Annotated in this window: 26 protein-coding genes; 15 read left to right on the top strand and 11 right to left on the bottom strand. The window is 46.3% G+C overall.

What is annotated here, in order from left to right:
- Positions 1-253: 253 nt before the first annotated feature.
- Positions 254-1,267, bottom strand: a complete 1,014-nt coding sequence (locus NDK19_RS10775; protein ID WP_250631888.1) for an IS630 family transposase — start codon at positions 1,265-1,267, stop codon at positions 254-256.
- A 189-nt stretch (positions 1,268-1,456) separates the two neighbouring features.
- Here NDK19_RS10775 and NDK19_RS10770 point away from each other — a divergent pair, with 189 nt between their 5' ends.
- From NDK19_RS10770 to rseP, 3 genes are all read left to right on the top strand, one after another.
- The gene (locus NDK19_RS10770) at positions 1,457-2,245 is read left to right on the top strand and encodes a DUF3667 domain-containing protein (RefSeq protein WP_250631887.1); all 789 of its coding nucleotides are present in this window, start codon (positions 1,457-1,459) and stop codon (positions 2,243-2,245) included.
- Positions 2,246-2,332: 87 nt separating this feature from the next.
- Entirely contained in the window at positions 2,333-3,181 is an 849-nt protein-coding gene (locus NDK19_RS10765; RefSeq protein WP_250631886.1) for a transketolase, read from the top strand.
- An 81-nt stretch (positions 3,182-3,262) separates the two neighbouring features.
- Positions 3,263-4,579, top strand: a complete 1,317-nt coding sequence (rseP, locus tag NDK19_RS10760; protein ID WP_250631885.1) for an RIP metalloprotease RseP — start codon at positions 3,263-3,265, stop codon at positions 4,577-4,579.
- Between the two features lie 368 nt (positions 4,580-4,947).
- Here rseP and NDK19_RS10755 read toward each other — a convergent pair whose 3' ends face one another.
- The 4 genes from NDK19_RS10755 to NDK19_RS10740 form a co-directional block, all read right to left on the bottom strand.
- Entirely contained in the window at positions 4,948-5,292 is a 345-nt protein-coding gene (locus tag NDK19_RS10755; RefSeq protein WP_250631884.1) for a hypothetical protein, read from the bottom strand.
- Between the two features lie 63 nt (positions 5,293-5,355).
- Positions 5,356-5,757 carry a hypothetical protein gene (locus NDK19_RS10750; protein ID WP_250631883.1) on the bottom strand — a complete coding sequence of 134 codons (402 nt, stop codon included), beginning with the start codon at positions 5,755-5,757 and terminating at the stop codon, positions 5,356-5,358.
- Positions 5,750-6,751, bottom strand: a complete 1,002-nt coding sequence (locus NDK19_RS10745; RefSeq protein WP_250631882.1) for an Acg family FMN-binding oxidoreductase — start codon at positions 6,749-6,751, stop codon at positions 5,750-5,752. Before NDK19_RS10745 ends, NDK19_RS10750 begins: the two co-directional genes overlap by 8 nt.
- An 88-nt stretch (positions 6,752-6,839) precedes the next feature.
- Positions 6,840-7,250 (bottom strand): acyl-CoA thioesterase, encoded by a 411-nt coding sequence (locus tag NDK19_RS10740; protein ID WP_250631881.1) that lies wholly within the window; start codon positions 7,248-7,250, stop codon positions 6,840-6,842.
- Between the two features lie 40 nt (positions 7,251-7,290).
- Here NDK19_RS10740 and NDK19_RS10735 point away from each other — a divergent pair, with 40 nt between their 5' ends.
- Positions 7,291-7,914, top strand: coding sequence for a WbqC family protein (locus NDK19_RS10735; protein ID WP_262910310.1), 624 nt, complete (start codon positions 7,291-7,293; stop codon positions 7,912-7,914).
- A gap of 70 nt (positions 7,915-7,984) precedes the next feature.
- The gene (locus NDK19_RS10730; RefSeq protein ID WP_250631879.1) at positions 7,985-10,525 is read left to right on the top strand and encodes an ATP-dependent Clp protease ATP-binding subunit; all 2,541 of its coding nucleotides are present in this window, start codon (positions 7,985-7,987) and stop codon (positions 10,523-10,525) included.
- A gap of 293 nt (positions 10,526-10,818) precedes the next feature.
- Here the strand turns inward: NDK19_RS10730 and pckA are convergent, their stop codons facing one another.
- The 4 genes from pckA to efp all read right to left on the bottom strand — a co-directional run bounded on the left by pckA (position 10,819) and on the right by efp (position 14,153).
- The gene (gene pckA / locus NDK19_RS10725) at positions 10,819-12,420 is read right to left on the bottom strand and encodes a phosphoenolpyruvate carboxykinase (ATP) (protein WP_250631878.1); all 1,602 of its coding nucleotides are present in this window, start codon (positions 12,418-12,420) and stop codon (positions 10,819-10,821) included.
- Between the two features lie 19 nt (positions 12,421-12,439).
- Positions 12,440-13,066, bottom strand: coding sequence for a nicotinamide riboside transporter PnuC (gene pnuC / locus NDK19_RS10720; protein ID WP_250631877.1), 627 nt, complete (start codon positions 13,064-13,066; stop codon positions 12,440-12,442).
- On the bottom strand, positions 13,053-13,508 hold the full coding sequence (locus tag NDK19_RS10715; RefSeq protein ID WP_250631876.1) for a peroxiredoxin: 456 nt from the start codon (positions 13,506-13,508) through the stop codon (positions 13,053-13,055). Before NDK19_RS10715 ends, pnuC begins: the two co-directional genes overlap by 14 nt.
- Before the next feature lie 81 nt (positions 13,509-13,589).
- Entirely contained in the window at positions 13,590-14,153 is a 564-nt protein-coding gene (gene efp, locus NDK19_RS10710; RefSeq protein ID WP_250631875.1) for an elongation factor P, read from the bottom strand.
- Between the two features lie 182 nt (positions 14,154-14,335).
- Here efp and NDK19_RS10705 point away from each other — a divergent pair, with 182 nt between their 5' ends.
- The 3 genes from NDK19_RS10705 to NDK19_RS10695 are packed head-to-tail and all read left to right on the top strand — an operon-like array spanning position 14,336 to position 17,494.
- Positions 14,336-15,715: a leucine-rich repeat domain-containing protein gene (locus NDK19_RS10705; protein ID WP_250631874.1), complete on the top strand. Its 1,380-nt coding sequence runs from the start codon at positions 14,336-14,338 to the stop codon at positions 15,713-15,715.
- A 3-nt stretch (positions 15,716-15,718) separates the two neighbouring features.
- Positions 15,719-16,159 carry a ribose 5-phosphate isomerase B gene (gene rpiB, locus NDK19_RS10700; protein WP_250631873.1) on the top strand — a complete coding sequence of 147 codons (441 nt, stop codon included), beginning with the start codon at positions 15,719-15,721 and terminating at the stop codon, positions 16,157-16,159.
- Between the two features lie 21 nt (positions 16,160-16,180).
- Complete coding sequence (locus tag NDK19_RS10695; RefSeq protein WP_250631872.1) at positions 16,181-17,494, top strand: UDP-glucose dehydrogenase family protein; 1,314 nt, start codon at positions 16,181-16,183, stop codon at positions 17,492-17,494.
- Between the two features lie 75 nt (positions 17,495-17,569).
- On the opposite strand, the gene NDK19_RS10690 is transcribed toward NDK19_RS10695, so the two are convergent.
- Positions 17,570-18,292 (bottom strand): esterase family protein, encoded by a 723-nt coding sequence (locus NDK19_RS10690; RefSeq protein WP_250631871.1) that lies wholly within the window; start codon positions 18,290-18,292, stop codon positions 17,570-17,572.
- Positions 18,293-18,326: 34 nt separating this feature from the next.
- Entirely contained in the window at positions 18,327-18,932 is a 606-nt protein-coding gene (locus tag NDK19_RS10685) for a DUF2179 domain-containing protein (protein ID WP_250631870.1), read from the bottom strand.
- 95 nt (positions 18,933-19,027) lie between these two features.
- Between NDK19_RS10685 and NDK19_RS10680 the strand changes: the two genes are divergently transcribed.
- From NDK19_RS10680 to NDK19_RS10650, 7 genes are all read left to right on the top strand, one after another.
- Complete coding sequence (locus NDK19_RS10680; protein WP_250631869.1) at positions 19,028-20,572, top strand: SGNH/GDSL hydrolase family protein; 1,545 nt, start codon at positions 19,028-19,030, stop codon at positions 20,570-20,572.
- Complete coding sequence (locus NDK19_RS10675; protein ID WP_250631868.1) at positions 20,535-21,809, top strand: GDSL-type esterase/lipase family protein; 1,275 nt, start codon at positions 20,535-20,537, stop codon at positions 21,807-21,809. Before NDK19_RS10680 ends, NDK19_RS10675 begins: the two co-directional genes overlap by 38 nt.
- Before the next feature lie 311 nt (positions 21,810-22,120).
- On the top strand, positions 22,121-22,678 hold the full coding sequence (locus NDK19_RS10670; RefSeq protein ID WP_250631867.1) for an RNA polymerase sigma factor: 558 nt from the start codon (positions 22,121-22,123) through the stop codon (positions 22,676-22,678).
- Positions 22,675-22,944, top strand: coding sequence for a hypothetical protein (locus NDK19_RS10665; RefSeq protein WP_250631866.1), 270 nt, complete (start codon positions 22,675-22,677; stop codon positions 22,942-22,944). Before NDK19_RS10670 ends, NDK19_RS10665 begins: the two co-directional genes overlap by 4 nt.
- Positions 22,945-22,968: 24 nt before the next feature.
- Positions 22,969-23,625: an RNA polymerase sigma factor gene (locus NDK19_RS10660; RefSeq protein ID WP_250631865.1), complete on the top strand. Its 657-nt coding sequence runs from the start codon at positions 22,969-22,971 to the stop codon at positions 23,623-23,625.
- Positions 23,626-23,646: 21 nt separating this feature from the next.
- A complete protein-coding gene (locus NDK19_RS10655; RefSeq protein ID WP_250631864.1) occupies positions 23,647-24,228 on the top strand; it encodes a hypothetical protein in 582 nt (193 codons plus the stop codon).
- Positions 24,212-25,279 carry a DUF4097 family beta strand repeat-containing protein gene (locus NDK19_RS10650; protein WP_250631863.1) on the top strand — a complete coding sequence of 356 codons (1,068 nt, stop codon included), beginning with the start codon at positions 24,212-24,214 and terminating at the stop codon, positions 25,277-25,279. The genes NDK19_RS10655 and NDK19_RS10650 overlap by 17 nt, the downstream gene beginning before the upstream one ends.
- Positions 25,280-25,456 lie beyond the last annotated feature (177 nt).

Here is a 25,456-nt window from a genome sequence, read left to right as displayed (position 1 = left end):
TCATACGAAAAGATGATTGAAAAACTAAAAGCAGAAATGCAAAAGAAAATACTTTTTGCATTGGGCGACTGCAAAAATGAAGTATTTGAACAAACAATGCAGTAGAACGAAAATGCCAGCCTGCAACATTGCATTTGTGGCAAGGCGGGCAGACGTGCGAAATTGAACTTTTGTGATTTCTATGGGCTTTTGTGCGTGTGGAAACAGTAGTGCTACTATACACAAGCGCAAGAGCTTTGCGATTAAACTAAAATCAATAGCCTATTATTCTGAAACGTAGCGTTACCAGCGATTTCAGCTCCATCGCCCACAGGTAGGAATGATTGAAAAAGTCCATTATACCCTGCTTGAAATCTTCAAAACACTCATACCAAATTGAATTGATTTTTTCCTTTTTGAGTAGTTTCCAAACCCTCTCTATCGGGTTAAGATTTGGTGAATAAGGGCGCGTGCAACGCGGTAAATACATCACCTTTACATGCGGGTGAGCCCTGAGCCACTCCTTGATTAACTTACTGCGGTAATAGGCTGCGTTATCACAAATATGAATCATCCGCTTACCCGGATAAATCGCCTCAATTTTTTCCCACAAGGCTACGGTAGATTGGGCATTGACTGCACCTGTAATATTGAGTCGTTGGCAACCTGTCTGACTGGGTACTTCAAAGGCTTCGCCCTGCAATATCCAGCCATACTCAGGATTGGTATTGAACTGCGGATGCGCGCCGTTGCACGCGCCGTTGCACGCGCCGTCGTTGAAAAATACGACTGTATTCTCATTTTTTTCAGCCATAAGTTGCTCAAAAGCCGCTATGTGCGCCTCTTGAGCTTGTGCATCAGCCTTACCGGGCACAACCTGCGTTTTCTTGTAGCGGAAACCTAAGCTGTGCAATAGCTTGACTACATGTTTTTCGTGGTAATGAATACCAAACGTGCACTCAATCCATGCCGCTACGGCTCTGGCTGAGATATAAAGACGGGAAGAAACCTCTGTACGAATTGCTTCTCGTTGCTCTTCGGTCAGTTTGCCCACATAAGGCACCCAATTTTGCTTCAAATAATCTTCGATGCCCACATTCTGATACACGGCAGCATAGCGATAAATCGTTGCGTCATCTAATCCAAGAATAGCCGCCACTTCCTGCGCAGAATGACCTGCATCCAAAGCAAGAATAACAGAAATCTTGATATAGCGCTTCTTGTCTCGCTCTTTCTTGCGTAGCTTCCGCAGGTAATCCCGTGTCTCCGGGTCAAGCGTAATTTGCATGATGCTAATTTAATAGTTTTTTCGCATTTTGGATGCTATTGTGTATAACTCCCGTTCAAAACCACCCAACTATGTACATGTAGAACGAAATTTTACCGGAACAATACCTACCGGAAATGCGTTTAATCTGTGCAGATTTGATTATTGACTTTGCGAAACCTCGCCGCCATTCCACCAGCACAGAATCAGATGGAAGATGCTGCTCCCAACAACCAAGCCCCCCAACCACTGCCGCGCCTGAGCATGGCTAAATTGTGGAAGGATGTTCTGATTGCTTTTGACCTTGAAAAAGGTTTGGTCTATACCTTTTATAGCTTGCTGATACGACCACACAAGGCCGTGCACAGCTATTTGTTTGAAGACCGCAGCCGTCTGACCAATCCGTTTAAGTTTCTGGCTATCAGCATTACGCTGTCCACTTTTATCTTGCTCAACACACAGATATTGAACAAGAGCATGGCGGACAACTTACAGCAAGGCTTTGAGCAAGGGCTAAAAGAAGGACGCGCCGAAAAAGAAACGGGTAATACCGATTTTCAAAAAATAGTTCCTCCCGAACAATACAATAAAATATTGATTCAACTGCTCAACGATACTTTCAGTTTTTCATACCTGCTTTTTATTCCGATATTGGGATGGGTGTCGTGGGTTCCCTATCCCAAAAAACAACTCTTTTTTGGCGAACACATGGTGATTCATACCTACGTGTCGGGGCTGTGGAACTTTATGCTGGTCATTGCCTATCCTTTGCTAATTGTTATGCCGGAACTGCTCGAGCCTATGTTCATTGTTTACATAACGGGATATGTGGTAAGCATTGCGGTGATATACAAACACCTCAGCAATAGAAACTGGTTTCGGACGGCTGTTTATGCACTGACAACTTCGCTGATTGGTTTTACGCTTGCAACCATTGGCTACTCGGTTGCATTAGCACTCGGAACAGTGTGGAAACTTATGCAACTCACTGCGGCATAGCTGCCATTCCACCTACTTTTACTAACTTGCAGCCCGTTGTAAAACTTATTTCCCACGATTGGGATATTTTATCATAACACCCTCAAAATGAGCGACATACAAAAACTAAAAACGCTTGCCACACAAATCAGGCGCGACATTTTGCGCATGGTACATGCTGTTCAATCAGGCCATCCGGGCGGTTCGCTGGGTTGTACGGAATATTTTGTAGCTCTCTACGGCTCTGTCATGAAGCATAACCCGCGCTTCCAACCCGATGCCATTGGCGAAGACTTGTTTTTCCTTTCTAATGGTCATATTTCGCCTGTATGGTACAGCACATTGGCACGTTTTGGCTATTTCAGTACCGAAGAATTGGCGACTTTCCGCAAAATCAATTCCCGACTGCAAGGCCATCCGGCAACGGAAGAAGGGCTGCCCGGGGTGCGTGTAGCTTCCGGCTCGTTAGGTCAGGGACTTTCTGTGGCCATAGGCGCTGCGCAAACCAAAAAGCTGAACAACGACCCGCACTTGGTTTATGTACTCATGGGAGACGGTGAACAACAGGAGGGGCAAATTTGGGAAGCTGCCATGTACGCCGCTCATCACAAGGTGGATAATTTAATTGCCACCGTTGACCTAAACGGCCAGCAAATTGACGGCCCTGTCAGCAAGGTGATGGACTTAATGGACTTGGGGGCTAAATATCGCGCCTTTGGATGGGAAGTAACCGAGTGTGCCAATGGTAATGACTTGGAGCAAGTAATTGCCGCACTGCAACATGCCAAAACGCTCACGGGCAAGGGCAAACCCGTCCTTATTTTGATGCGCACCGAAATGGGCTATGGCGTGGACTTTATGATGCACTCCCACAAGTGGCATGGAGTAGCACCCAACGATGAGCAACTCGCCCAAGCACTGGCACAATTGCCCGAAACAGAGTTGAAAGATTATTAAGAACTTTATCGCTGTTCAGTGCGTTTATTCATGTGATGACCAAATACAGCGATTGCTGTACTAACTGTTTAAATTTTAAGCATGGAAGGATTGATTATGACCGCCCAGTTAATTCTGGCAATTACCATTATGGTAGGTTTGCACGAATTGGGGCATATGTTACCGGCCAAATGGTTTGGTATGCGAGTGGAAAAGTTTTCCATTGGATTCCCGCCTAAACTTTTTGGCTTTAAAAAAGGTGAAACCGAATATATGGTAGGCGCACTGCCGCTCGGCGGATTTGTAAAAATTTCAGGAATGGTGGATGAGTCCCTGGATACTGCTAACCTGAGTTCTACGCCGCAGCCGTGGGAATACCGCGCCAAACCTGCCTACCAACGACTGATTGTAATGCTTGGCGGCATTACGGTAAACGTACTCACGGGGATTGTAGTGTTTGTCGGGCTTGCCTATTTTCTTGGCGAAACTTATTTACCTGTCAGCGAAGTAAACAAGCATGGCATTCATGTGAGTAAACTGGCCGAAGAAATGGGGCTGAAAGAAGGCGACAAACTGATTGCCATCAACGGCAAACCGCTGGAACGCTACGAAGATGCACGTAACCCAAGTTTCTTCCTTGAACAGGGCAGCTACTATACCATCCTGCGAGACGGCAAAGAAATGATGATACCCATTCCTGCCAATCTGATGGATAAACTCGGCGATAAACAAAACATGTCGTTTATTGAGCCTCTTTATCCGTTTGTCATAGCCGAGGTACAGCCCGATATGCCGGCAGGTAAAGCAGGTTTGTTGCCCGGCGATAAAATCATAGCCGCCAACGGAACTCCGGTAGCTTATTTTCAGCATCTGAAAACCTTTTTGGAAAACAACAAAGGAACTGATGTTACCCTGACCATTGAGCGCCAAGGCGAGCAAATTACCAAGCAGGTAAAAATAACACCTGAGGGCACGCTCGGATTCCGCCCCGAATTTCTGTTGCAAACAGCCGTGCGGCAATACAGCCTCGGCGAATCGGTGGTTCGCGGCACAGTGAATGCCTTTGACGTGGTTTTTGTACAGTTAAAAGCCTTCGGCAAAATGTTCCGCGGCGAAATGTCCGTAACTAAATCGCTCAGTGGCCCCATAGGTATCGCAAAAGTATTCGGCGGCACTTGGGACTGGGTGCGCTTCTGGTCGCTGGTGGGGCTGCTCTCAATGGTGCTGGCTTTTATGAACCTGTTGCCTATTCCGGCATTAGACGGCGGTCATGCAGTATTTTTGACCTATGAAATTGTATCTGGCCGTGCCCCTTCGCAGGCGTTTTTGGAAGGTGCACAGAAAGTAGGTATGATACTGTTGCTGGGGTTGATGGTATTTGCTTTTGGCAATGATATCTACAAGTTGATTTTTAACTAAGCAGCATAATTGAGCAAATTAGAACGTTGTTTTCATGTAAAGCGCTGTTAGCATCTGCGACGGCTCACAGGCTCTTTCCGAATCCCTAACAGCGGTCGTTAGACCCTGTGAGCGGATTTTGACAAGTTCCCTTTAAAGTATTCAATTACTCAAGTGAGCAATTTAAAACGGCCTTTCAAATTTACCGCAAAGCCCGCTGAGTATTACGCGAAGAGCACTGAGTGTTTTTATGATGAGTCTTTTCTTTGTGTACAATGCGGTTAAACCTTTGCGCACTCTGCGGTAAAAAAGAACGCATTAATCCGCTCACCTGCTTAACAATAATAAAAAAACCGACAAGTCTTTGCAACCTGTCGGTTTTTTTACTTCTAAACTTTGGAAAAATCTCCCGGCGATTCTACGATAATTGCTTTGGTATCGCTGATGGCAATTGGCGTACGCAACATATCGGGGTTGTGCTGTATGATTTTAATGTAGTCGCTGTCATTGCCCAAATTAGGAATAGTTCCGTCGCTTTCGCGCAGCAACTCCGACAGCGGTAAATCTAAACGCATGGCAATTTCTTCCAGCAACGTGCCCTTAATCGGCTGTCGGGCTACGTCAAAGGCACGCACGTGTTTGAAATTACTCTCCGCATGTGCATACATTTTTCGGTCATTGACAAACTTGCTGTTATAAAACAGTAAAAGTTCATCGGGATGTTGTTCAAGCATATGAATGGTATTTTAGTATGCCATGAAGGTAACATTTAAAATGCATTTAAAAGATGACTTCCGTCATTTTGCAATTGCTTTTGACATCAAAATACCCAGCAATAAAAGCATCAGCCCTATCAGTAAAAAAGTCAGATGCAATGGCGGGTAAAAAATTTGCAGCATCAGCATTTGTACAATAATCCATCCCGATAAAATTATTCCCTGTGCGGCCACCCACTTGCCTGCCTGTGGCAATTTCATGAAGATTAAAACTACAATTGTCATACTAAGCAACCCATTGGCAGTAAATAAAATAATACCGGGAATCAGATAATTATCAAACGGGCTGTGCTGCAAAAAACTCAAAGGCATTTGCAGAGTGGCACCACTTGGGTCGGTTATCAATTGAAATCCGCCCAATAGTGCTCCTATGCCATTGACCAGCAACAATACAACTGCAATCCAATAAATTAACCTATTCATCGGGCAATACGACATCTACCACATCCTCTAAGGGGCGGCGCAGCGAGTAGGACATCCGCTCTGAATAACCAATGCGAATCAGCAGCATGGGAATGCCCTCGAGCCGAAAATGTGCACGCAAAGCATCGCGAACATCGGCCTCTTCGCAAGGCATATTTACATGCGCATAGCTGATGCGCAACTTAGTGGCAGTCAGCGCGAAACGCTGAAATGCCCTGCCGACGCGTATCCAATTTTCCGCTGTGTTTTCTTGTGCCGTAAACAAAGCCAAACCTGCCGAACGGTGCAGCAATTCCTTCCATCGCCGGCTTTCACTTTCTGCCGACACAAAGTTTTTCATCACCACTTTGCCAATCCATTTACCCATGTTCGGCAAGCCCATCACATCCATTTGCAAACCGTCTTTGCATTCCTCTGCTTCGCTTTCCGAAAAACGAAACCAACTGACAAGCTCATCTATAAACTGCGGATTCTCAAACTGCCGCTTGATTCCTTCCATCACAAAAGGGACGACCTCTGCCATCGCATTTGGCGAAGTAAACATGTGCAAGCCTACATCTGAAAAATGAAAACAGTTTTGCAACTGTGCCAAATCGCGTGAGGGGATTTGCATGTCCTCGTACTCATTTCTGGTGGACTGCCGCAGCGGGATGTAGGCAAACAACGGGTCTTGCGGAACTGCATCCGACTCCAGCAAATCCACCCTGATGAACGTTTGTTGCAAAGCATCTTTTTCGCAAGAAACATCTGCATAATAGCCGTAGTGATGCGCAGCAATCAGCAAGTTCTCCAAAGCACAACCCAAACTGATGTATAGCTCATGATGGTCTGCATCTACCACAGGCAGTGCCCGCGTAAAATCAGGATGGATTGTTATTGACTTTTCATTGTGTACCACAAAGCGCCAAGGTTGCGTATTATGACCGGAAGGCGCTTTAATGGCACAATTCAAAATCTCGGTCAATACAGGGGTAATTTGCAGGAGTGTTTCCATAAAACAGCTGTATAAATGGTGATTTTATACAACTAATTTACAAAGAAGCCGCCCAATAAACGATGACTTACATCATCATCCCTGAAAATCAGGCACTAAAGTAGGGTTTCAACGCTTCCACAAGCTCCCGAGGTGCGCGGCACGGGCGGCGGCTTTCGCGGTTGATAAATACGAGCACCGTGTGTCCGGTGTGAATCAATTGCGCCGCTTCATTATAAATTTCGTAGTGGAAAGTAATTTTTACCGAAGGCAACTCTTTGATAAAAACTTTGATAGTCAGCAATTCATCAAAACCTGCCGGTGCGATATAGCGCGAATAATTTTCATACACAGGCATCATAATGCCGGCGGCTTCCAATTCCTTATAACTCAAACCAATACTGCGAAGCGACTCCACGCGAGCAATTTCAAAAAAAGCGGCATAGTTGCCGTAATAAACATAGCCCATCTGGTCGGTATGGGCATAGCGCACGCGCACTTCGGTCTGGCTTGTAAACATAGATTGCTTCTCTTACCTTTCGGGCAAAAATACAACGCACATGCAGCCCGATGCAATAATTGACCTACACTATTTACCAAGTATCAATTTTTTTGCTTATTTGACAAACAAAAAGAATATTTTGGTGGAAGTGCAAAGCCGTTATGAAAAGCAAACTTGCAGAAATCGCTGCTACCTGCTGGGAGCCAATCAGGTGCAACGCCTGAGCATCCCCGTAGTTAAGCCTGCCCCTCAGCAAACATACGCTGAAATACGCATAGACTACCGCGAGCGCTGGCAAGACATTCACTGGCGCACTATCTACTCTGCTTACGGCAAAGCACCCTATTTTGAGCACTATGCAGAGGATTTCCGCCGCATCATTTACACAGGCGAGGAATATTTAGTACCGTTTAATTTAAAACTACTGACACTTTGTCTTGATTTCTTAAAATTACCTGTCAATATTTCAGCCACTACTGCTTATGTAGCTGACTATGGCAACGGTTGCAGCGATATGCGCGGGCGCATTTCCTGTATTCCGACCGATAATACTGACAAGGCAGGCTATGTCCAATTGTTTGGTCAAAGTTTTGTTTACAATCTTTCAGTATTAGACCTCCTGTTTTGTGAAGGCCCGCAAAGCATCTTTTATTTGCAAAAAAGCCGCTTTGAGCAGCGGTAAAACAAAGGTCTTCAAATTTGGGTTTTAAAATTTAAATGCTATCTTTACAAAAAGCCAAAAGGGGAATTAAATGGAAGCAAAGTTTTCAAAAGTCGTCAAAGACGTAATCTCTCTCAGCCGTGAGGAGGCCCTGCGGCTCGGACATGATTATATCGGTACCGAGCATTTAACACTCGGGCTTATCAGAGAGGGAGGTAGCATGGGGGTTATGCTGCTTAAAAAACTAAACGTACCTTTCAACGAACTGCGCGAAGCAATTGAACATGCAACCCGCAAGTCGGTAAACTTTAACGTGCGCAACTTAGCCAACATTCCTCTGACACGTCAGGCTGAAAAAGTGCTTAAACTAACAGTTGTGGAAGCAAAAAACTTCAAAAGCGATATTGTAGGCACCGAGCATCTGCTGCTCGCTATCCTGCGCGATGATACCAGCGTTGCCACCCAGTTATTAGCCCGCTTCAATGTGAATCATGATGTGGTAAGGCAACTGCTAGAGTATCACCTGCAAAATCCGACAGCAGAATTGCCCGATACAGACGACCCTGATGATGACAGCGGACGCATGTTTGGTTCGGGTAGCAGCGCAGGCGGAAGAGGCAGCGAAAGCAAACCGGGTGAAAAATCACGCACCCCCGTGCTGGACAACTTCGGGCGCGACCTTACCAAAATGGCAGAAGAAGGCAAGCTCGACCCCATCATCGGCAGGGAAAAAGAAATCGAGCGCGTGGCACAGATTCTCAGCCGCCGCAAGAAAAACAACCCCATCCTGATAGGTGAGCCGGGCGTTGGTAAAACAGCCATTGCAGAAGGTTTGGCGCTTCGCATTGTAGAGAAAAAAGTATCACGCGTACTTTTCGGCAAGCGTGTAGTTACCTTAGACCTTGCCTCATTGGTAGCAGGTACCAAATATCGCGGACAGTTCGAGGAACGCATGAAAGCCGTAATGAATGAACTGGAAAAAGCTCCGGAAATCATCCTGTTCATCGACGAAATCCACACCATTGTAGGAGCAGGCGGTGCTTCCGGTTCGCTTGATGCCTCCAACATGTTCAAGCCGGCACTTGCCCGCGGCGACATCCAATGCATTGGTGCCACTACGCTGGACGAATACCGCCAATACATCGAAAAAGACGGGGCATTGGCACGCCGTTTCCAAATGGTAATGGTAGAAGCTACTTCACCGGAAGAAACCATTGAAATTCTGCACAACATCAAGAACAAATATGAAGACCACCACCACGTGCGCTATGAGCCCGAGGCAATTGAAGCATGTGTGAAGTTGTCTGACCGCTATATTAGCGATAAATTCCTGCCCGATAAAGCCATCGACGTATTGGATGAAGCAGGCGCAAGGGTGCACATCAATAACATCCACGTACCTGATGACATTATCAAACTCGAGGAACAAATCGAGCAGATTAAAAAGCAGAAAAATCAGGTTGTCAAAAGCCAGAAATACGAAGAAGCCGCACAGCTCCGCGACCGTGAAAAACGCTTAATGGAGCAGTTGGAAATGGCCAAAAACCGCTGGGAAAGCGAAACACGCAAGCAGATTTATCCGGTAACTGAGGAAAACGTAGCGGAAGTTATCGCCATGATGACGGGCATTCCCGTAAACCGCGTAGCACAAAGCGAAAGCCAGAAACTCCTCACCATGAAGGACGACCTGATTGGTAAAGTCATTGGACAGGACGAGGCCATTATCAAACTCACCAAAGCCATTCAGCGCACACGCGTCGGCCTGAAAGACCCTAAAAAACCAATTGGTTCTTTCATCTTCTTAGGCCCTACGGGTGTGGGTAAAACAGAATTGGCAAAAGTTTTGGCTACTTACCTGTTTGACCGCGAAGATGCCCTTGTGCGCATAGACATGAGCGAATACATGGAAAAATTCTCTGTGTCGCGACTGGTTGGAGCGCCTCCGGGATATGTGGGTTATGAAGAAGGCGGCCAATTGACCGAAAAAATCCGTCGCAAGCCTTACAGCGTTGTACTGCTCGATGAGATTGAAAAAGCCCACCCGGACGTTTTCAACATCTTGCTCCAAGTGCTGGATGACGGTATTTTGACCGATGGTTTGGGTCGTCGGGTAGATTTTCGCAATACAATCATCATCATGACCTCGAACATCGGCGTTCGCGACTTGAAAGATTTTGGCACAGGTATCGGGTTTGCGACCAAAGCCAAAACCGAAAATCAAGATGCTTTGATGAGAAGCACAATTCAGAATGCGTTGAAGAAGGTATTCTCTCCCGAATTCCTCAACCGTCTTGACGATGTGATTGTATTCAACTCATTGGAGCGCGAACACATTCACAAGATTATCGATTTGTCGCTGGGTAAACTGTTTCACCGCATCACCAACTTGGGGTATAAAATCGAGCTTACGGATGCAGCCAAGGACTTCCTGTCTGAAAAAGGCTATGACCCGCAATACGGCGCTCGTCCGCTGAATCGGGCTATCCAGAAGTACCTCGAAGACCCTATCGCCGAGGAACTGCTGAAGGGTGAAATAGCCGAGGGCGACATCATCCAAGCTGACCACGAAGCAGGTAAAGATGAACTGAAATTGACCATTGTGAAACCTGTTACGGAACAACAGGCAGGTTAATAGCAGTAAATCCTGACCATATGGCAAAGGCTGTCCAAACGATGGGCAGCCTTTGTTGTTTATAGACCTGAAATTTTTTTCCCGAAGGCTGATATGTCAGACATACAATTTGCCGAAAATATAAAATTGACAGATTGTTATAAATAAACCTGACAGGTCTTAGAAACCTGTCAGGTTTAAATACCTGTATTTCAGCAATTTTAATAAAGCACTTTTCGCAAATCTCTTGCGCTTTTGTATAGAATCTGTCGAATTCCATACCTTATGCTATTCGGAAGGTTGCTTACCGAATACTAGCTGACAGCAACTTTGGGAGCACCTGCCAGAATTTCTTCATTGGCGAGCTCGCTGAACTTCTCAAAGTTATGCACGAACATCTGCGCCAATTGCTGTGCTTTAGCATCGTAAGCATCTTTATCAGCCCATGTATTGCGTGGATTCAGCAAGTGGTCAGGCACGCCCGGGCACATGGCAGGAACTTCCACACCAAATACATTATGCGACTGCATAGGCATTTTGGCAAGGCTGCCGTCCATTGCTGCGGTAATCATCGCACGTGTATAAGGCAATTTCATACGCGAACCCACTCCATAAGGGCCGCCTGTCCAACCTGTATTAACCAACCATACCGTTGTTTCGTTTTCTTCTAATTTTTTGCCGAGCAGTTCTGCATACTGCGTAGGGTGCAAAGGCATGAAAGGTGCACCGAAGCAAGTAGAAAATACAGCCGTAGGTTCAGTTACGCCTAACTCTGTACCCGCTACTTTGGCTGTATAACCCGAAACAAAGTGGTACATGGCCTGCGCTTTGTTCAAGCGAGAAATTGGTGGTAATACGCCATAGGCATCGCAGGTCAGGAAGAAAATATGACGCGGTGCGCCGCCAATTGAGTGCTCTAAGGCGTTGTGAATAAAGTAAATAGGATATGAAACGCGTGTATTTTCCGTAACGCTGGTATTGGAGAAATCTACGGTACGTGTCCCTTCGATGAAACGCGTATTTTCCAGCAAAGAACCAAAGCGGATAGCATTCCAAATATCGGGCTCGTTTTCTTTGCTCAGGTTGATTACTTTGGCGTAGCAACCGCCCTCAAAGTTGAAAATTCCGTTATCAGACCAGCCGTGCTCATCGTCGCCAATCAGGTAGCGGTTCGGGTCGGCAGAAAGCGTTGTTTTACCCGTACCTGAAAGACCGAAGAAGACCGCTACATCGCCGTCTTTGCCCATGTTCGCGCCGCAGTGCATCGGCAAAACCCCATGATTAACAGGCAACAGGAAATTCAGGATACTGAAAATGCTTTTTTTGGTTTCACCGGTATAACCCGTGCCACCAATGATGACCATTCGTTTAGTGAAATTAACGATAACAAAGTTGGGGTTGCGCGTACCGAATACAGCAGGGTCTGCCTGAAACTCAGGCAAGGCCAACACGGTAAAATCGGGAGCAAAGCCTTGCAGTTCTTCCCGTGAAGGGCGGATGAACATATTATGGCAAAACAGGTTGTGCGAAGCCTGCTGCCCAATCACGCGAATGCGAAGGCGGTATTTTTCATCGGCACCTGCAAAAGCATCTCGTACAAACAGTTCTTTACCCTCCGCCCATTGAATCATTTTTGCCAACAAGGCATCGAACTTATCTGCATCAAACGGAAGATTTACATCGCCCCACCATACTTTATCGGCAGTAATGGCATCTTTCACGATGAACCGGTCTTTGGGTGCACGGCCTGTAAACTTACCGGTATCGTACATCAATGCGCCGTCGTCGGTTAGCTGCCCTTCGCCTCTGGCAAGCGCGAGTTCAATCAACTCGCCAACAGGCAGGTTGTAGAAAATCTTGCTTGGTTTCAGGCCTAAAGCGGCCAATCCTTCTGAAACATGAGATAACTGTTGCATGAGAAACTTGGGTGTGTTGTTAATGATTGAGTTCTAATTTCCAATGTTGATATCCTTTTACTGCCAATGCCAACAAAATAGCGTACACTAAGCTGGTAGCAAACAAGTCTTTTGCAAAGTAAATACCTATGTATAATACATTGACAAAAATCCAAAAAATCCAATTTTCAATTTTTTTTCTGGCCAACAGCCACTGCGCCAACACACTGAATGAGGTGGTGGTTGCATCCCAGTACGGCAGGGAAGCGGGCGTGTATCTTGCCAAAATTTCTCCAAATATAAATGCTGCAACCGAACCAACAATGATATAAGTTACCAATTGTTGTAAAGGCAGTGCAGTAACCGGCAATTTTTCCTCTTTCCCCTTGCCGTACAGCCAATTATACCACCCGTAAATACTCAACAAAAGGAAGTAAATATTCAGAAGAAAATCGCCTAAAAGATAGACTTCGTAAAAAACCCAGATGTAGCAGATGATGCTTAAAATACCGATTGGCCACCCCCATATATTTTGGCGCGTATTCAGCCACACACATATAACGGTGAGTACAGCACCCAATAGCTCGATAGGGCTATTGTAAAAATATTCAACAACTGACTGCCAAAACGAGGTCATCTCCAATTTGCGAGGATTATTGTCGGGCATTCAGTGCTTGCAGCATGGTGCGCACATGCTCGCTGCCTTCAAACAACGCCTCGTGTACTGCTACTATCTTATGGGCGGCATCTAACAAATATGTGATGCGCTTGGGCATACCTATCAGAGGAATGGCAGCATGATACAACTTGGTTACTTTTCCGTCTTCATCGGAAAGCAGCTCAAAGGGCAACTGGTATTGTTTGATAAAACGGAGATGAGTAGCAATACTGTCGCGGCTGATGCCAATGACGGCTATATCAAGGTTGCGAAAGGCCTCGAAATGGTCGCGGAAACTGCAAGCCTCTGCCGTGCATACACTAGTGAAATCTTTGGGGTAGAAGTAAATGATGCAAGGCTTGCCTGCCATATCTCGTGAGAGTCGGAAATTGCTGCCCGAGGTTGAAGGCAGTGTAAAATCAGGTGCTTGGGAGTAGAGCGGTAATGCCATTTTAACAACAGAGGGTTGCCGGTAGAGTAAAAACAAAATGCCACAGAATTGTTCTGCGGCATTCCTAATTTTTTAGCGTAATTATTCTTTCACACGTTCCATGTATTCGCGGGTGCGGGTATCAATCTTGATTTTCTCGCCAATGTCGCAGAACAGAGGAACTTTGATTTGAGCGCCTGTTTCCAGTGTAGCAGGTTTCAGGGTTTTAGTGGCTGTATCGCCTTTGATACCCGGCTCGGTATAAGTAATTTCCAGCACTACCGTATGAGGCAACTGTCCAAGTACCGGTGTTTCGCCGTCGAAGCTCACCGTTACCATGGTGCCTTCTTTCAAGAAATCCACGCTATCGCCAAACAAGGAAGCATTGATGTAGGGCTGTTCGTAAGTTTCATTGTCCATACATACAAGGCTATCGCCCTCGCGGTAGAGATATTGCAATTCGCGGGTTTCTACACGAACAATTTCAACGCTTTCATCGGGGCGAAAACGCGCCTCAGCCTTACCACCGGTGCGAATGTTGCGCATAGTTGCCTGATAAAAAGCACGGAGGTTGCCGGGTGTACGGTGTTGCCACTCAATGATTTGACAAATATCATTGTTGTACCTAATGAAAGAACCCATCGATAAATCAGATGCTGATGCCATAATTCTTAATTTTGGCGCAAAATTAGTTAAAATAATCTTTTTGAGCGCCGTTATTAAAATTTAATTTCGCAAATAGCGTTACAGTAATGGGTGATTAGCTAAACGACTTGTTCTTCATGTATTTTTCTTGTTCTTCGATATTGCGCTTTGCATGTATCTTCTGGATTGCTTTTGGGAGTTTTATGCCTATATGGGCACAAAATAGACCTGCCTCCTCCCCTCCCCAACAACAACAACCTAAAACCATCCGTTTGCTCGACTCGGCAACACTGGCCAAAGTAAAGCCTGTTACATCTATTGAAACTGCCCTGAAAGAGCCTCATAAGGTTATTCGCCTCCACCTGACGCGCCTACAAGACGACTTTTGGGATGAAAGCACATCCGACACGCTGCAAAAATTGCCCGAAGCAATTACCCAAATGATTAACCTGCAAGAGTTAATCATAGAAAACTATAACCTGCGAACGCTGCCTGCTTATTTCGGAAAACTGCGCAACCTGCAATTTGTCCGCATACAAAGAAGTAACCTCATGATGCTGCCACGGGAAATTGGGATGCTTCGCAACCTAAAAGTACTTGAATTACAGGGCAATATGCTGGAAACCTTACCCGAAACCGTATCACTACTCATCAATTTGCATACGTTAGACCTGTCCGATAACCGCTATGCACAGTTTCCCCGACAGATTTACTCGCTCAGTTCCCTGAAAAAACTCATCCTGAGTGGCAATGAGCTTATGAACTGGACGATGCCTCAAACCGAAACAGCCTTGGCTCTTGAAGAAATTGATTTGTCGGAAAACAGGCTGAAAACACTGCCCAGAAATTTGACAGCCCTGCCTAAGTTATCCTACATCAATATCCAGAACAACCAGTTGAAAGCGGTTCCGCAAGGTTTTGCCAAAGCAGTACAAATCCGCCATTTAGACTTGTCGCTGAACTCGTTAGAAAACCTGCCGACCGACTTCTCTCAACTGAAACAGTTGGAGAGCCTTGACCTTTCGCACAATTATTTTACAACCATTCCGGAAATATTGGCAGAGCTCCCCATGTTGCAAAGCCTCGATATGTCGCACAACTTACTGCGCGTGGTGCCTGCATCGGTCAGCAACCTGAAATCATTGTGCCAACTGAGCCTGAGCTACAACAAAATAGCAACTTTGCCCAAGGAAATAGGGCAACTCTCCCAGCTCACCGAACTTGTGCTGTGGAAAAATGAAATCAGCCGACTGCCTGCCGAACTGTTTGAATTATCGGCACTGGAAAATTTAGACCTCAACTCCAATAAAATTTCAAGTTTACCCCCCGAAATAGCTAAATTGCAACGCTTACAGGTATTAATATTGTGGGGGAATAAACTCACACAGTTGCCCAACGAAATTTGCAAACTTAGCAATCTGCTTGCCATAGACCTGATGAACAACGAGTTAAGTACGTTCCCGGTTTGTATGTCGCAGATAAAGTCATTGAAATTAATTGAATTGGGCAACAATCGGTTTTCACCTGAGGACAAACAACGCCTGTATCAGGCTTTTCCAAGGGTGCAGGTTTCATTAGACTAAACAATGATGGAAGTAAAAAAAATTGCCATTGGCGCAGACCACGCAGGATTTCTCTACAAAACAAAAATCATCGCTCATCTTGAATCGCTTGGCTATCAGGTGGATGACAAGGGGACTTATTCGGAGCAATCCGTTGATTACCCCGATTTTGCGCATCCTGTGGCAGAGGCCGTAGAAAGCGGCGCGGCAGATTTGGGCATACTCATTTGCGGCAGCGGCAACGGTGTTGCCATTACTGCCAACAAACATCAAGGGATTCGTGCAGCACTTTGTTGGACACAGGAACTTGCAGCGCTTGCCCGCCAACACAACGATGCTAATATTATCAGCCTGCCGGCGCGGTTTGTATCCATAGAAGAAGCCATCGGTATGGTTGATACCTTCCTTAAAACGCCTTTTGAAGGAGGCAGACATCAAAACAGAGTCAATAAAATTGCATGCTAATCTGACAAACCATTATTTACCATGAAAATTGCTGTTATCGGAACGGGGTATGTAGGCCTTGTTTCAGGTACTTGTTTTGCAGAAACAGGTAACCATGTTATTTGCGTAGACAATAACGCTGAAAAAGTAAACAAACTGCTCAACGGAGAGTTGCCTATTTATGAGCCGGGGCTTGAATTACTCTTCGAGCGCAATACTCGCCAAGGGCGACTTCAATTTACGACCGATTTGGCATCGGCTGTTAAACAGTCTCAGATTATTTTCCTTGCACTGCCGACTCCTCCGGGGGAAGACGGTTCAGCCGATTTGTCTTATGTGCTGGGAGTTGCTTCACAATTGGGTAAAATTATTGACGAATACAAAGTAATTGTTGATAAAAGTACTGTGCCGGTTGGTACTGCCGAGAAGGTACATGCAGCCATTGCTGCTCATGCCAAAGTGCCTTTTGACGTAGTTTCCAATCCGGAGTTTCTGCGCGAAGGCGTAGCGGTAGAGGATTTTCTCAAACCTGACCGCGTAGTCATAGGTACATCTTCGCAACGCGCCCGCGAGATTATGCAGCGCTTGTATGAGCCTTATGTTCGTCAAGGCAACCCGATTATTTTTATGGATGAGCGCTCTGCCGAGATGACCAAGTACGCCGCTAACTCATACTTAGCCATGCGCATCAGCTTTATGAACGAAATCGCCAACCTGTGCGAGCTTGTGGGAGCTGATGTGGACAATGTGCGCAAGGGTATGGGCAGCGACAAACGCATCGGCCCTCGTTTTCTGTTCCCGGGCGTAGGCTACGGCGGCAGTTGCTTCCCAAAAGACGTGCAGGCACTGAGCCTGACTGCACGCCAATATGAGTACAACTTCCGCATATTGGATGCCGTTATGTCGGTCAATTATCAGCAACGCCACGTGCTGGCTGAAAAAATCAAAGACTTTTACGGCGATGAGCTGCGCGGCAAAAAAATTGCTGTCTGGGGGCTTGCCTTCAAACCTAATACCGATGATATTCGCGAAGCACCCGCCCTTTACATCATAGAGGATTTACTCAAACAAGGCGCTGTTATCACGGCCTTTGACCCTGAGGCAATGGAAAATACCAAGAAAGTACTGGGCGACCGAATCAGCTATGCCGAAGACCCTTATCAGGCATTGCAAGGTGCCGATGCACTGGCTATCATAACCGAATGGAGCGAGTTCCGCACCCCTGATTTGGAAAGAATGGCCACTGTCATGGCATCCAAGGTAATTTTTGACGGGCGCAACCTGTACAGCTTAGATATGATGCAGCAAACAGGTTGGTATTACGCAAGCATTGGCCGACGCGTCATTGTTCCGTAAACCAAGTATATGAGCAAAAAATCGGCAATAAAAAACTGTCGGGGTTTAAAAATCCGACAGTTTTTTTATTGATTGTCAAACGTTCATTTGCGATACGTACTCGGGCAGTACCATATTCCAAGCCGGCCAGTCGTGGTTAGCTCCCGGGCGGATATCGAGCCAGTGCGGAATATGTTTGCTGTGCAGTATCTGCGACATGCGGATGTTGTCTTCCTTGCAGATATCGTATTCGCCGGTTCCAAGCACAATCCCCATGTTGCGAATATTGTCTAAATACCAACCGGGGCCAAGGTTTGGCATATAGTCCACCGGATTGTTGAAGTAAACATTCTCATCGTAATGTCCCCACATAAAAGAGCGGATATCAAATGCGCCGCCCAAACTGAACATATAGCGCACTTTGTCGGGATGACGGAATGAGAAGTTCAGTGCATGATAACCGCCAAAGCTGCAACCCGCCATACAAACCGTGCTGCGGCCTGTTTCATACATGGCGCGGTAAACAACTTCGTTGAGAATCAGGTCGTCATAAATTACATGGTTGGCAATTTTATGTGCCGGATGGATGTTTTTATTGTAAAAACTGTCATTGTCAATGCTATCCGGGCAGTAAACTTTGATTCTGCCGGTGTTAATGAACCATTCAATGGAATGAATCAGACCAAAATCCTTGTTCTGATAGTATCTTCCCATAGAAGTCGGGTAAATAATCATCGGATAGCCCGAATGCCCGAAAGTGAGCATTTCAAAGTCGCGCCCGATACGGGGCGAGTACCAACGGTGATATTCTTCTTTCACAGATTAAATGAGGTTGATTGCCACAAAGTTAGCACTATTTTTTAAGGGTGGTAAGCGGCGAAAGCGCTTTCGTATTATCATTTTCAATCATCATTAGGCCGCCGTTGCTGGCATAGCGCACATTTTCAATCGTATAAAATGCGTTGGGATTATGTGCTTCTATCAGTTGCACCAATTCGGGCAAGTCTTTGCGCTGCACTACCGAAAAAATAACATTGACATTTCCCTTTCTGCCTTCGGCCACAATATTGGTGAACCCAAACCGCGACTGCATCAGCACTTTAATTAATTCTGTGGCATCGCGGCGCGTAATTACCCGTACAATCACCTTACCCAAAGCCAACCTGCCCTCAATCCACATACCAACATATGTGCCTGTGCCGAAACCTGCCGCATAAGCAATGTATGCCAATGGACTGTTTACCGAGCGGATAATTTGCCCAATGGCTAAAATCCAGATGAGGGCTTCCAAAAAACCGAGCAAGGGCGCAATCTGCCGACGACCGCTCATCAGCAACATAATGCGCATGGTTGCCAGCGAAACATCTCCTATACGTGCCAAAAAAACCATCAGCGGCAATAGCACCCACTGGTAGTAAAACGGTTCTATTCCGAGTGATTCTACAAAGAAAGTTTCCATACGGAAACAAAAATAAAGGTTTTAGCAAGCCAGAAAGAAAGCAGGCGCAATTTAATTTTCGCTTAACTTGCGGTTGTTTTAGCCCTTTTGAGCGAATGGTAACTCCTTTTCGTACAATTCTGCTGTTGTTTTATGTTGCCTGCGCCATCATTATCCTGATGGTTTTATCGCCCGGCGAAATCCCTTTCAGCGAAAACTTCACACTTAAAGTCTTTACTTTCAAGGACTTTATGGGTACGGATACAGCCACGGTTGTGAACGAAGAACGCATGGCAGACCTAAATGCAATGGCACGCCGATTGGACAGTTTGGAGCAAGCCGCAAAGCAAGTGCAAAAAAGCCCGATAAATCCCGATAGTTTAGCATCGCCAAGCGCAGGTACACCATCGGGCAAGAGAGAGGAGCGCCCTGAACCTGTTGCAGACCCTAAATACCCCATCCAATTTGCCGACAGCCTGAACCCGACGGCATTAGACCGCGTATTTGCCGCTTGGGCAGCACTTTCGCAAAAACCTTCGTTGGTGCGCATTGTGCACTACGGCGACTCCCAAATAGAAGGCGACCGCATCAGCGACTATATTCGCTCGAGGTTGCAGCGCAAATTTGGCGGTTGCGGCGTGGGCATTGTCCCGTTTTTAGAATTGCAAGCCTCCCGCTCAACCATTTCCACCGAAGCATCGGGCAACTGGTCTAAATATGCCATATATGGCAACAACAACAAAAGCAATCGGACGGGGCGCTACGGTGTGCTGGCTGCCGCCTATCGGTTCAGCCCGCCTGTGCCCAAAGACTCTCTGGCACCTGCACAACTGTCGTGGCGTGCTACCTCCCGCTTTCGCGAAACCCGCTTCAGTGATGAGTTTGCCAATGCCACACAGGTAGAAAACATCAAGTTTATTTATGCTTCTCCTTTTGCCAAAGTAGCCGCACATATTAAAATGGACGGCTTGCCGCAAGACACTACGCTGGATTTTGCACTGCAACAGGAACGAAACGTGGCCGTAGTGGAACAGGCCGTGCCGGGGCGATTCAAAAAGTTGTCCATCAGTTTGGAAAGTGCTGAAGGCAGCGAGTTTTTTGGTGTTGCCTTAGACTGCAATCAGGGCATCGCATTAGATAACGTTGCCATGCGTGGCAGCTCAGGTGTGGAATTTACTAAGATGAATGCCGAGTGGCTGCGCCGCCAATACGAATTGCTGAATGTGAAACTTATCATTTTGCAATTTGGCGTAAACGTTGTACCCAATGTACTCCGCGATTACACTTTCTATGAGAACATGCTCTACAAGCAATTGCGTTTTTTCAAATCGGTAGCCCCGCAAGCAGATATTCTGGTAGTCGGACTCTCCGATATGGCGCGACGCAGTGGCACAGGCTATGCCTCCTACCCCAACGTTCCCAAAATACGCGATGCACAACGGGCGGCAGCCTTCCGCGCTGGCTGTGCTTTTTGGGATTTGTACGAAGCAATGGGCGGCGAGGGCTCTATGGTAAGTTGGGTAAACAACAAGCCGCCGCTGGCAGGCAAAGACTATACACATTTTACCCCGCGAGGGGCGCGTTTGGTAGGCGAAATGCTCTACAACGCCCTAATCAAAGAGTATGAAAACTACAAAATCAGGAACAGAATTGCGCAATAACACACCGATATACAAACGCCTTGCAATCGTACTGACAAGTCTTTGCTTGTCGGCTTTGTCGCTGTCGGCGCAACCTTACCGATTCATTAACTATTCCGAAAACGTCATCCATCAGCCCAACCCCAACGGCGAAGGAATGCGCAACTTCTTTCTGGCAGTCAAGCAGTTAGAGTCCGGCATCAAACGCAAGGTAAACATTGTTCATATTGGCGACTCGCACATTCAGGCAGATTTTTTTTCAGGTCGTGTGCGCGACTTGATGCAAATGACCAATAATTTCGGCAATGGCGGACGGGGCTTTGTTTTTCCCTATGCCGCTGCCGGAACCAACAATCCGCAAAATTACTCGGTCAGCTATCAAGGCAAGTGGGAAGGTGTCCGCAGCATCAAGCGCGATGCCTATGCCAAGTGGGGACTTGCAGGAGTGGTCGCCATTGCCAAAGACCCCAACGCAACCCTCACCATCAACCCCAACAGGGAAAATAATGCCACCGTTTACGATATTACCCGCGTCAAAATATTTTACCCTGTTTTTGATAAATCGTCGTTCAATGTAACGGTAGTAGCCAATCCGTCCGAATTGGTTTCCAGCTACATGAGCCGCGAGGGATTCGTTGAGTTTGAGTTCAGCAAACCACAGGAAGAAATTACCATTAAACTGACTCGCTCCGACCCCGCACAAACCCAGTTTGTTTTGCAGGGTTTTTCATTGGAAAACGACCGCGCAGGCATTGTGTACAGCAGTGTAGGCGTAAACGGTGCGGAAGTAACTACCTATTTTCGCTGTGAAGACTTTGACCGCCAACTGCGCGTACTCAAACCCGACTTGGTAATTCTTTCACTGGGCACTAACGATGCGCACGTAATCAAGTTTGACGAAGAAGTTTTCCTGACCAACCTGCGGTTTTTAGTAAACATGGTCAAACGCGCCTATCCTCGCACCTCTGTGCTGCTGACAACACCCGGCGACGCATACCGTGCCCGCCGCTACCTGAACCCGCACAATAACAAAGTGCGCGAACTGATTTTTCAAGTAGCCACAGAATCAGGCGTTTCCGTGTGGGATTTTTACACGGTCATGGGCGGGCTTCGCTCCGTTGACCAGTGGCAACGCAGCCAGTTAGCCACTGCCGACCGCCTCCATCTGACACCCAAAGGCTATGCGTTCCAAGGCGAACTGCTTTATGATGCACTGATGGACGCCTACCGTCGCTACTGGGCAAAGGCACAGCCTTAGTGCACGAAAAAATTTTATCGTGAGTTTGCTATCAACCTGAGGTAGGCAAAGACCTCTCAGATTTAAATATCTGTTTTTCAGTAATTTACGTAAAATGCTTGCGCTTGGGGTGTAAGTACGTGAGCAAATTTTTGCATCCTTTTTAAATGCGGATTTTGCTCGAGAAATACTCGCAATCGGAATCAATACAGTAGCGGCAGATACTTCACAGGTGAAAAGTTCTCATTTGAAGAGGCATTTAAACCCGCAATTTTTTGTAACCTTTGCTCGGCCAATAGCATTATGAGCCTAAACTTACCCGGCAAAGCCTGATGCACCAATCCGACGAACAGATTCAGCAGGAAGCACTTATACTCGAGCAGGCCAAAAACAATCCTGAACTTTTCGGCTATTTCTACGAAAAGTATTACAGGCAGGTATTCCTATTCATCAATCGCCGGGTAGGCGACAGCCAGATAACGGCCGACCTCTGCTCGCAAGTTTTCCTCAAAGCAATGATTCGGTTGGAAAAGTACACACACAAAGGTCTGCCTTTTTCGGCATGGCTGTATCGGATTGCCACCAATCAGGTCAATGAATTTTACCGCCATACGCAACGCAAAAGAGTGGTAAGCATAGAAACCGAAGACATCAAGCGCTTTTTTGCAGAGGCAGGCGAAGATAAAAAACAGGAACAAACCCAAGTCATCCAACTGTTATTCAATGAGTTAGACGAAGAAGAAGTAGCATTGCTCGAGTTGCGTTTTTTTGAAGACCGCCCTTTTAAAGAAATAGCCTTTATATTAGAGCAAACGGAAAACAACGTTAAAGTACGCACCCATCGCATTTTGGAAAAATTAAGAAAAATCGCTAAAAATATTGCCAAGTGAACAGTAAGTACGACATACGGATAGACCCGCCTCAACCGTCGGAGGCTGAAATACAGGCACAGAAAGATTTTAACCGCGTGCTGGTGCAGTTCCGACGAAGCCGCAAGCGCCACAGTTTCCCGCAGATGCTGGAGCGGTTTAATAAAATTTTACCTGCCCTGATTCTGGCGCTGTTAATTGCCGCCATACTCATTTTGTACGCACGCCTCACCCGTAAAACATCGCCGGTACAAGAAAAAAACGTCCCTGCCCTCCAAAAGAGGTAATCTCTTCAAAAACTTTTTGTCGCCATGCAACTTCCCGTTTTTACCGATTGTCTTTGGTTTAAAAACAGTTGGCAGGAAACCCTGATGAGAGCGTTGATGAAAATCACTCAAACACCCGGCGAGAGCAATAAAGATGTTTATCACAATGAGCATCAGGCAGTTATAGATGCCTGCCGCAAGGGAGACAGCAAGGCGCAATTTCAGTTGTACCGCCTGTATGCCAAAGCAATGTACAACACTTGCTTGCGCATCACCGGCAACACGGCGCTTGCAGAAGACGCTCTGCAAGAAACCTTTTTAACTGCTTTTCAAAGGTTGGGAAGTTACAGAGGTGAGTCTGCATTTGGGGCATGGTTGAAGCGCATTGCCGTCAATACGGCCATTAACCAGTCCAGAAAGTGGCAAAAAGAACTGCTGACCGGCGAAGAAACAACAGACATTCCCGAAGAAACAGAAGAACCTGATGAAGATTTGCCGTTAAAAATAGCGCTTGTACAGCAAGCCATCAGCCAATTGCCCGATGGTTTTCGGGTTGTATTTTCGCTGTATGCGCTGGAAAGCTATGAGCACAGCGAAATTGCCGAAATTCTTGGCATTTCGGTTTCTACTTCAAAAACGCAGTACAACCGCGCCAAAGCGAAATTAAGAGACATGTTGCGGCAACAACGCAACGACTGGTAAACCAAAAATACCACTAAGGTCATGGAAAAGGATAAAATAGAAAAATTTATTTCCCAAAACAGGGAAGCCTTTGACAGCGAAGAACCCGATGCGAAAGTATGGGCAAGTATTCAAAAGGGAATGCAACAAGGCAAATCGGTGCGCATGGTGCCTCTGTATCGCCTCTGGCAAGTAGCAGCCTCCATCATCTTGCTGCTTGGCACGGGGATAGGCTGGCTGGTGTACGAAAACAGACAACTGCAAAAAAATGCTGCATCCACCTTCCCGACAAATGACGCAGTTACGGTTACACTTGACCAAATAGCACCCGAACTTGCAGAGGCAGAAGATTTTTACACGCGCCAAATACAACTGAAATCGGACGAACTCAGCCGTTATGACCTCAAAAAACTTGGCGTAGGCAAAGATTACGAAACCGAACTGAAAAAACTCAACGAAGCCTATGGCGAACTGAAAAACGACTTTTACAAAACAGGCAGTCAGCGAGTCGTAGAAGCGATGATTCAAAACCTGCAATACCGCATGGAACTGCTCAACAAACAATTGGAAATTCTGGAAAAAGTACAAAAACAAACCCAGCAAAAAAATGAGAAACTCAGCTAAACATATACAAGTTGCCCTTCTTAGCCTGCTTCTGACCATGTTCTATTGGACGGCACAGGCCTCCGACCGAATTGAAGTAACCAAAAAAATCTCCGAAAAATATAGCATGGACGCGGGCGATGTGGCAGAACTGACCAACCGACACGGTAAAATACACATCAACACTTGGGACAAACCCGAAATTACGGTAGAAGTTACCGTGCGGGCATGGGGCAACAACGAGCGGCGGGCTAAGGAAACACTTGACCGCATTGAAATCAAATACGGCAAAACGGGCAATACCGTGCGCTTTGAAACCATTATCAACTCTTCCGGAAGTATCAACATCAATAATATCAATGGTTTTGAGATTAACTATTTGGTCAATATGCCCGCCAAAAACGGATTAAAACTCAACAACCGCTATGGTGCCGTTTTTTTAGACAATTTCAGCGGTTCATTAGACGCAGCCGTTAAGTATGGCAGTTTTAAAGCCAATAAAATTACAGGCACCAACAAAAAGCTCGATATTGCATACAGCAGCGCAGATATAGAGTTGCTGGAAAATGGCATCATTGACCTAAGCTATGGCAACGGTATTATTCGCGAAGGCGGTAAATTGACCGTAAACAATCGCTATGGTAAAATAACCTACGAAAATGTAAAAGAACTCCGTACCGATACCAAATATGGCGGCATTCTGATTGAAAATGAAGCCGAAACCATCACGGGAAACATTGCCTATTCCGATTTTAAGGTGCATCGGCTGAAAAAGGAAATCCATATGGAAGCGCGCTATGCAGGCAGTTTCAGCATAGACGAAGTGAGCAAGGGCTTTTCTGCCATAGATTTAGAAGGTGCATACAGTTCGTTTACCGTTTATTTTGGCAGCGGGCAAAACTTTGAGTTTTCGGCTACTTCCTCTTATGGCAGCATCAGGATGGACGTAGCAGGAGCAGACATTCGCCGCGATATTTCACAATCGCAAACACAGACGCTGGAAGGTCAGGTAGGCAAAGGAGGCGGTAAAGTTCGCATTGCCACCAAATACGGCAGCATCCGCATGAGATAGGCCTGATTCACGGCAAGCAGTTTAAGCCGCCCCAAATCAAGGAGCGGCTCTTTTTATTTGCGCACAGCACCAAAATCGCCTGCCGAAAATGCAAATTCTACCCGTTTCGCATATAATTTTGTTGAAATTTATCGTTCTGTTTTGAGTATTTCATAACGAATTGCCCCAAGGGCGCTA

Origin of the sequence: Rhodoflexus caldus (assembly GCF_021206925.1) — a bacterium.
Lineage (GTDB): Bacteria > Bacteroidota > Bacteroidia > Cytophagales > Thermoflexibacteraceae > Rhodoflexus > Rhodoflexus caldus.
Note: the sequence above shows the minus strand (reverse complement) of the source record. Positions and strands in the feature narration are given on the sequence as shown.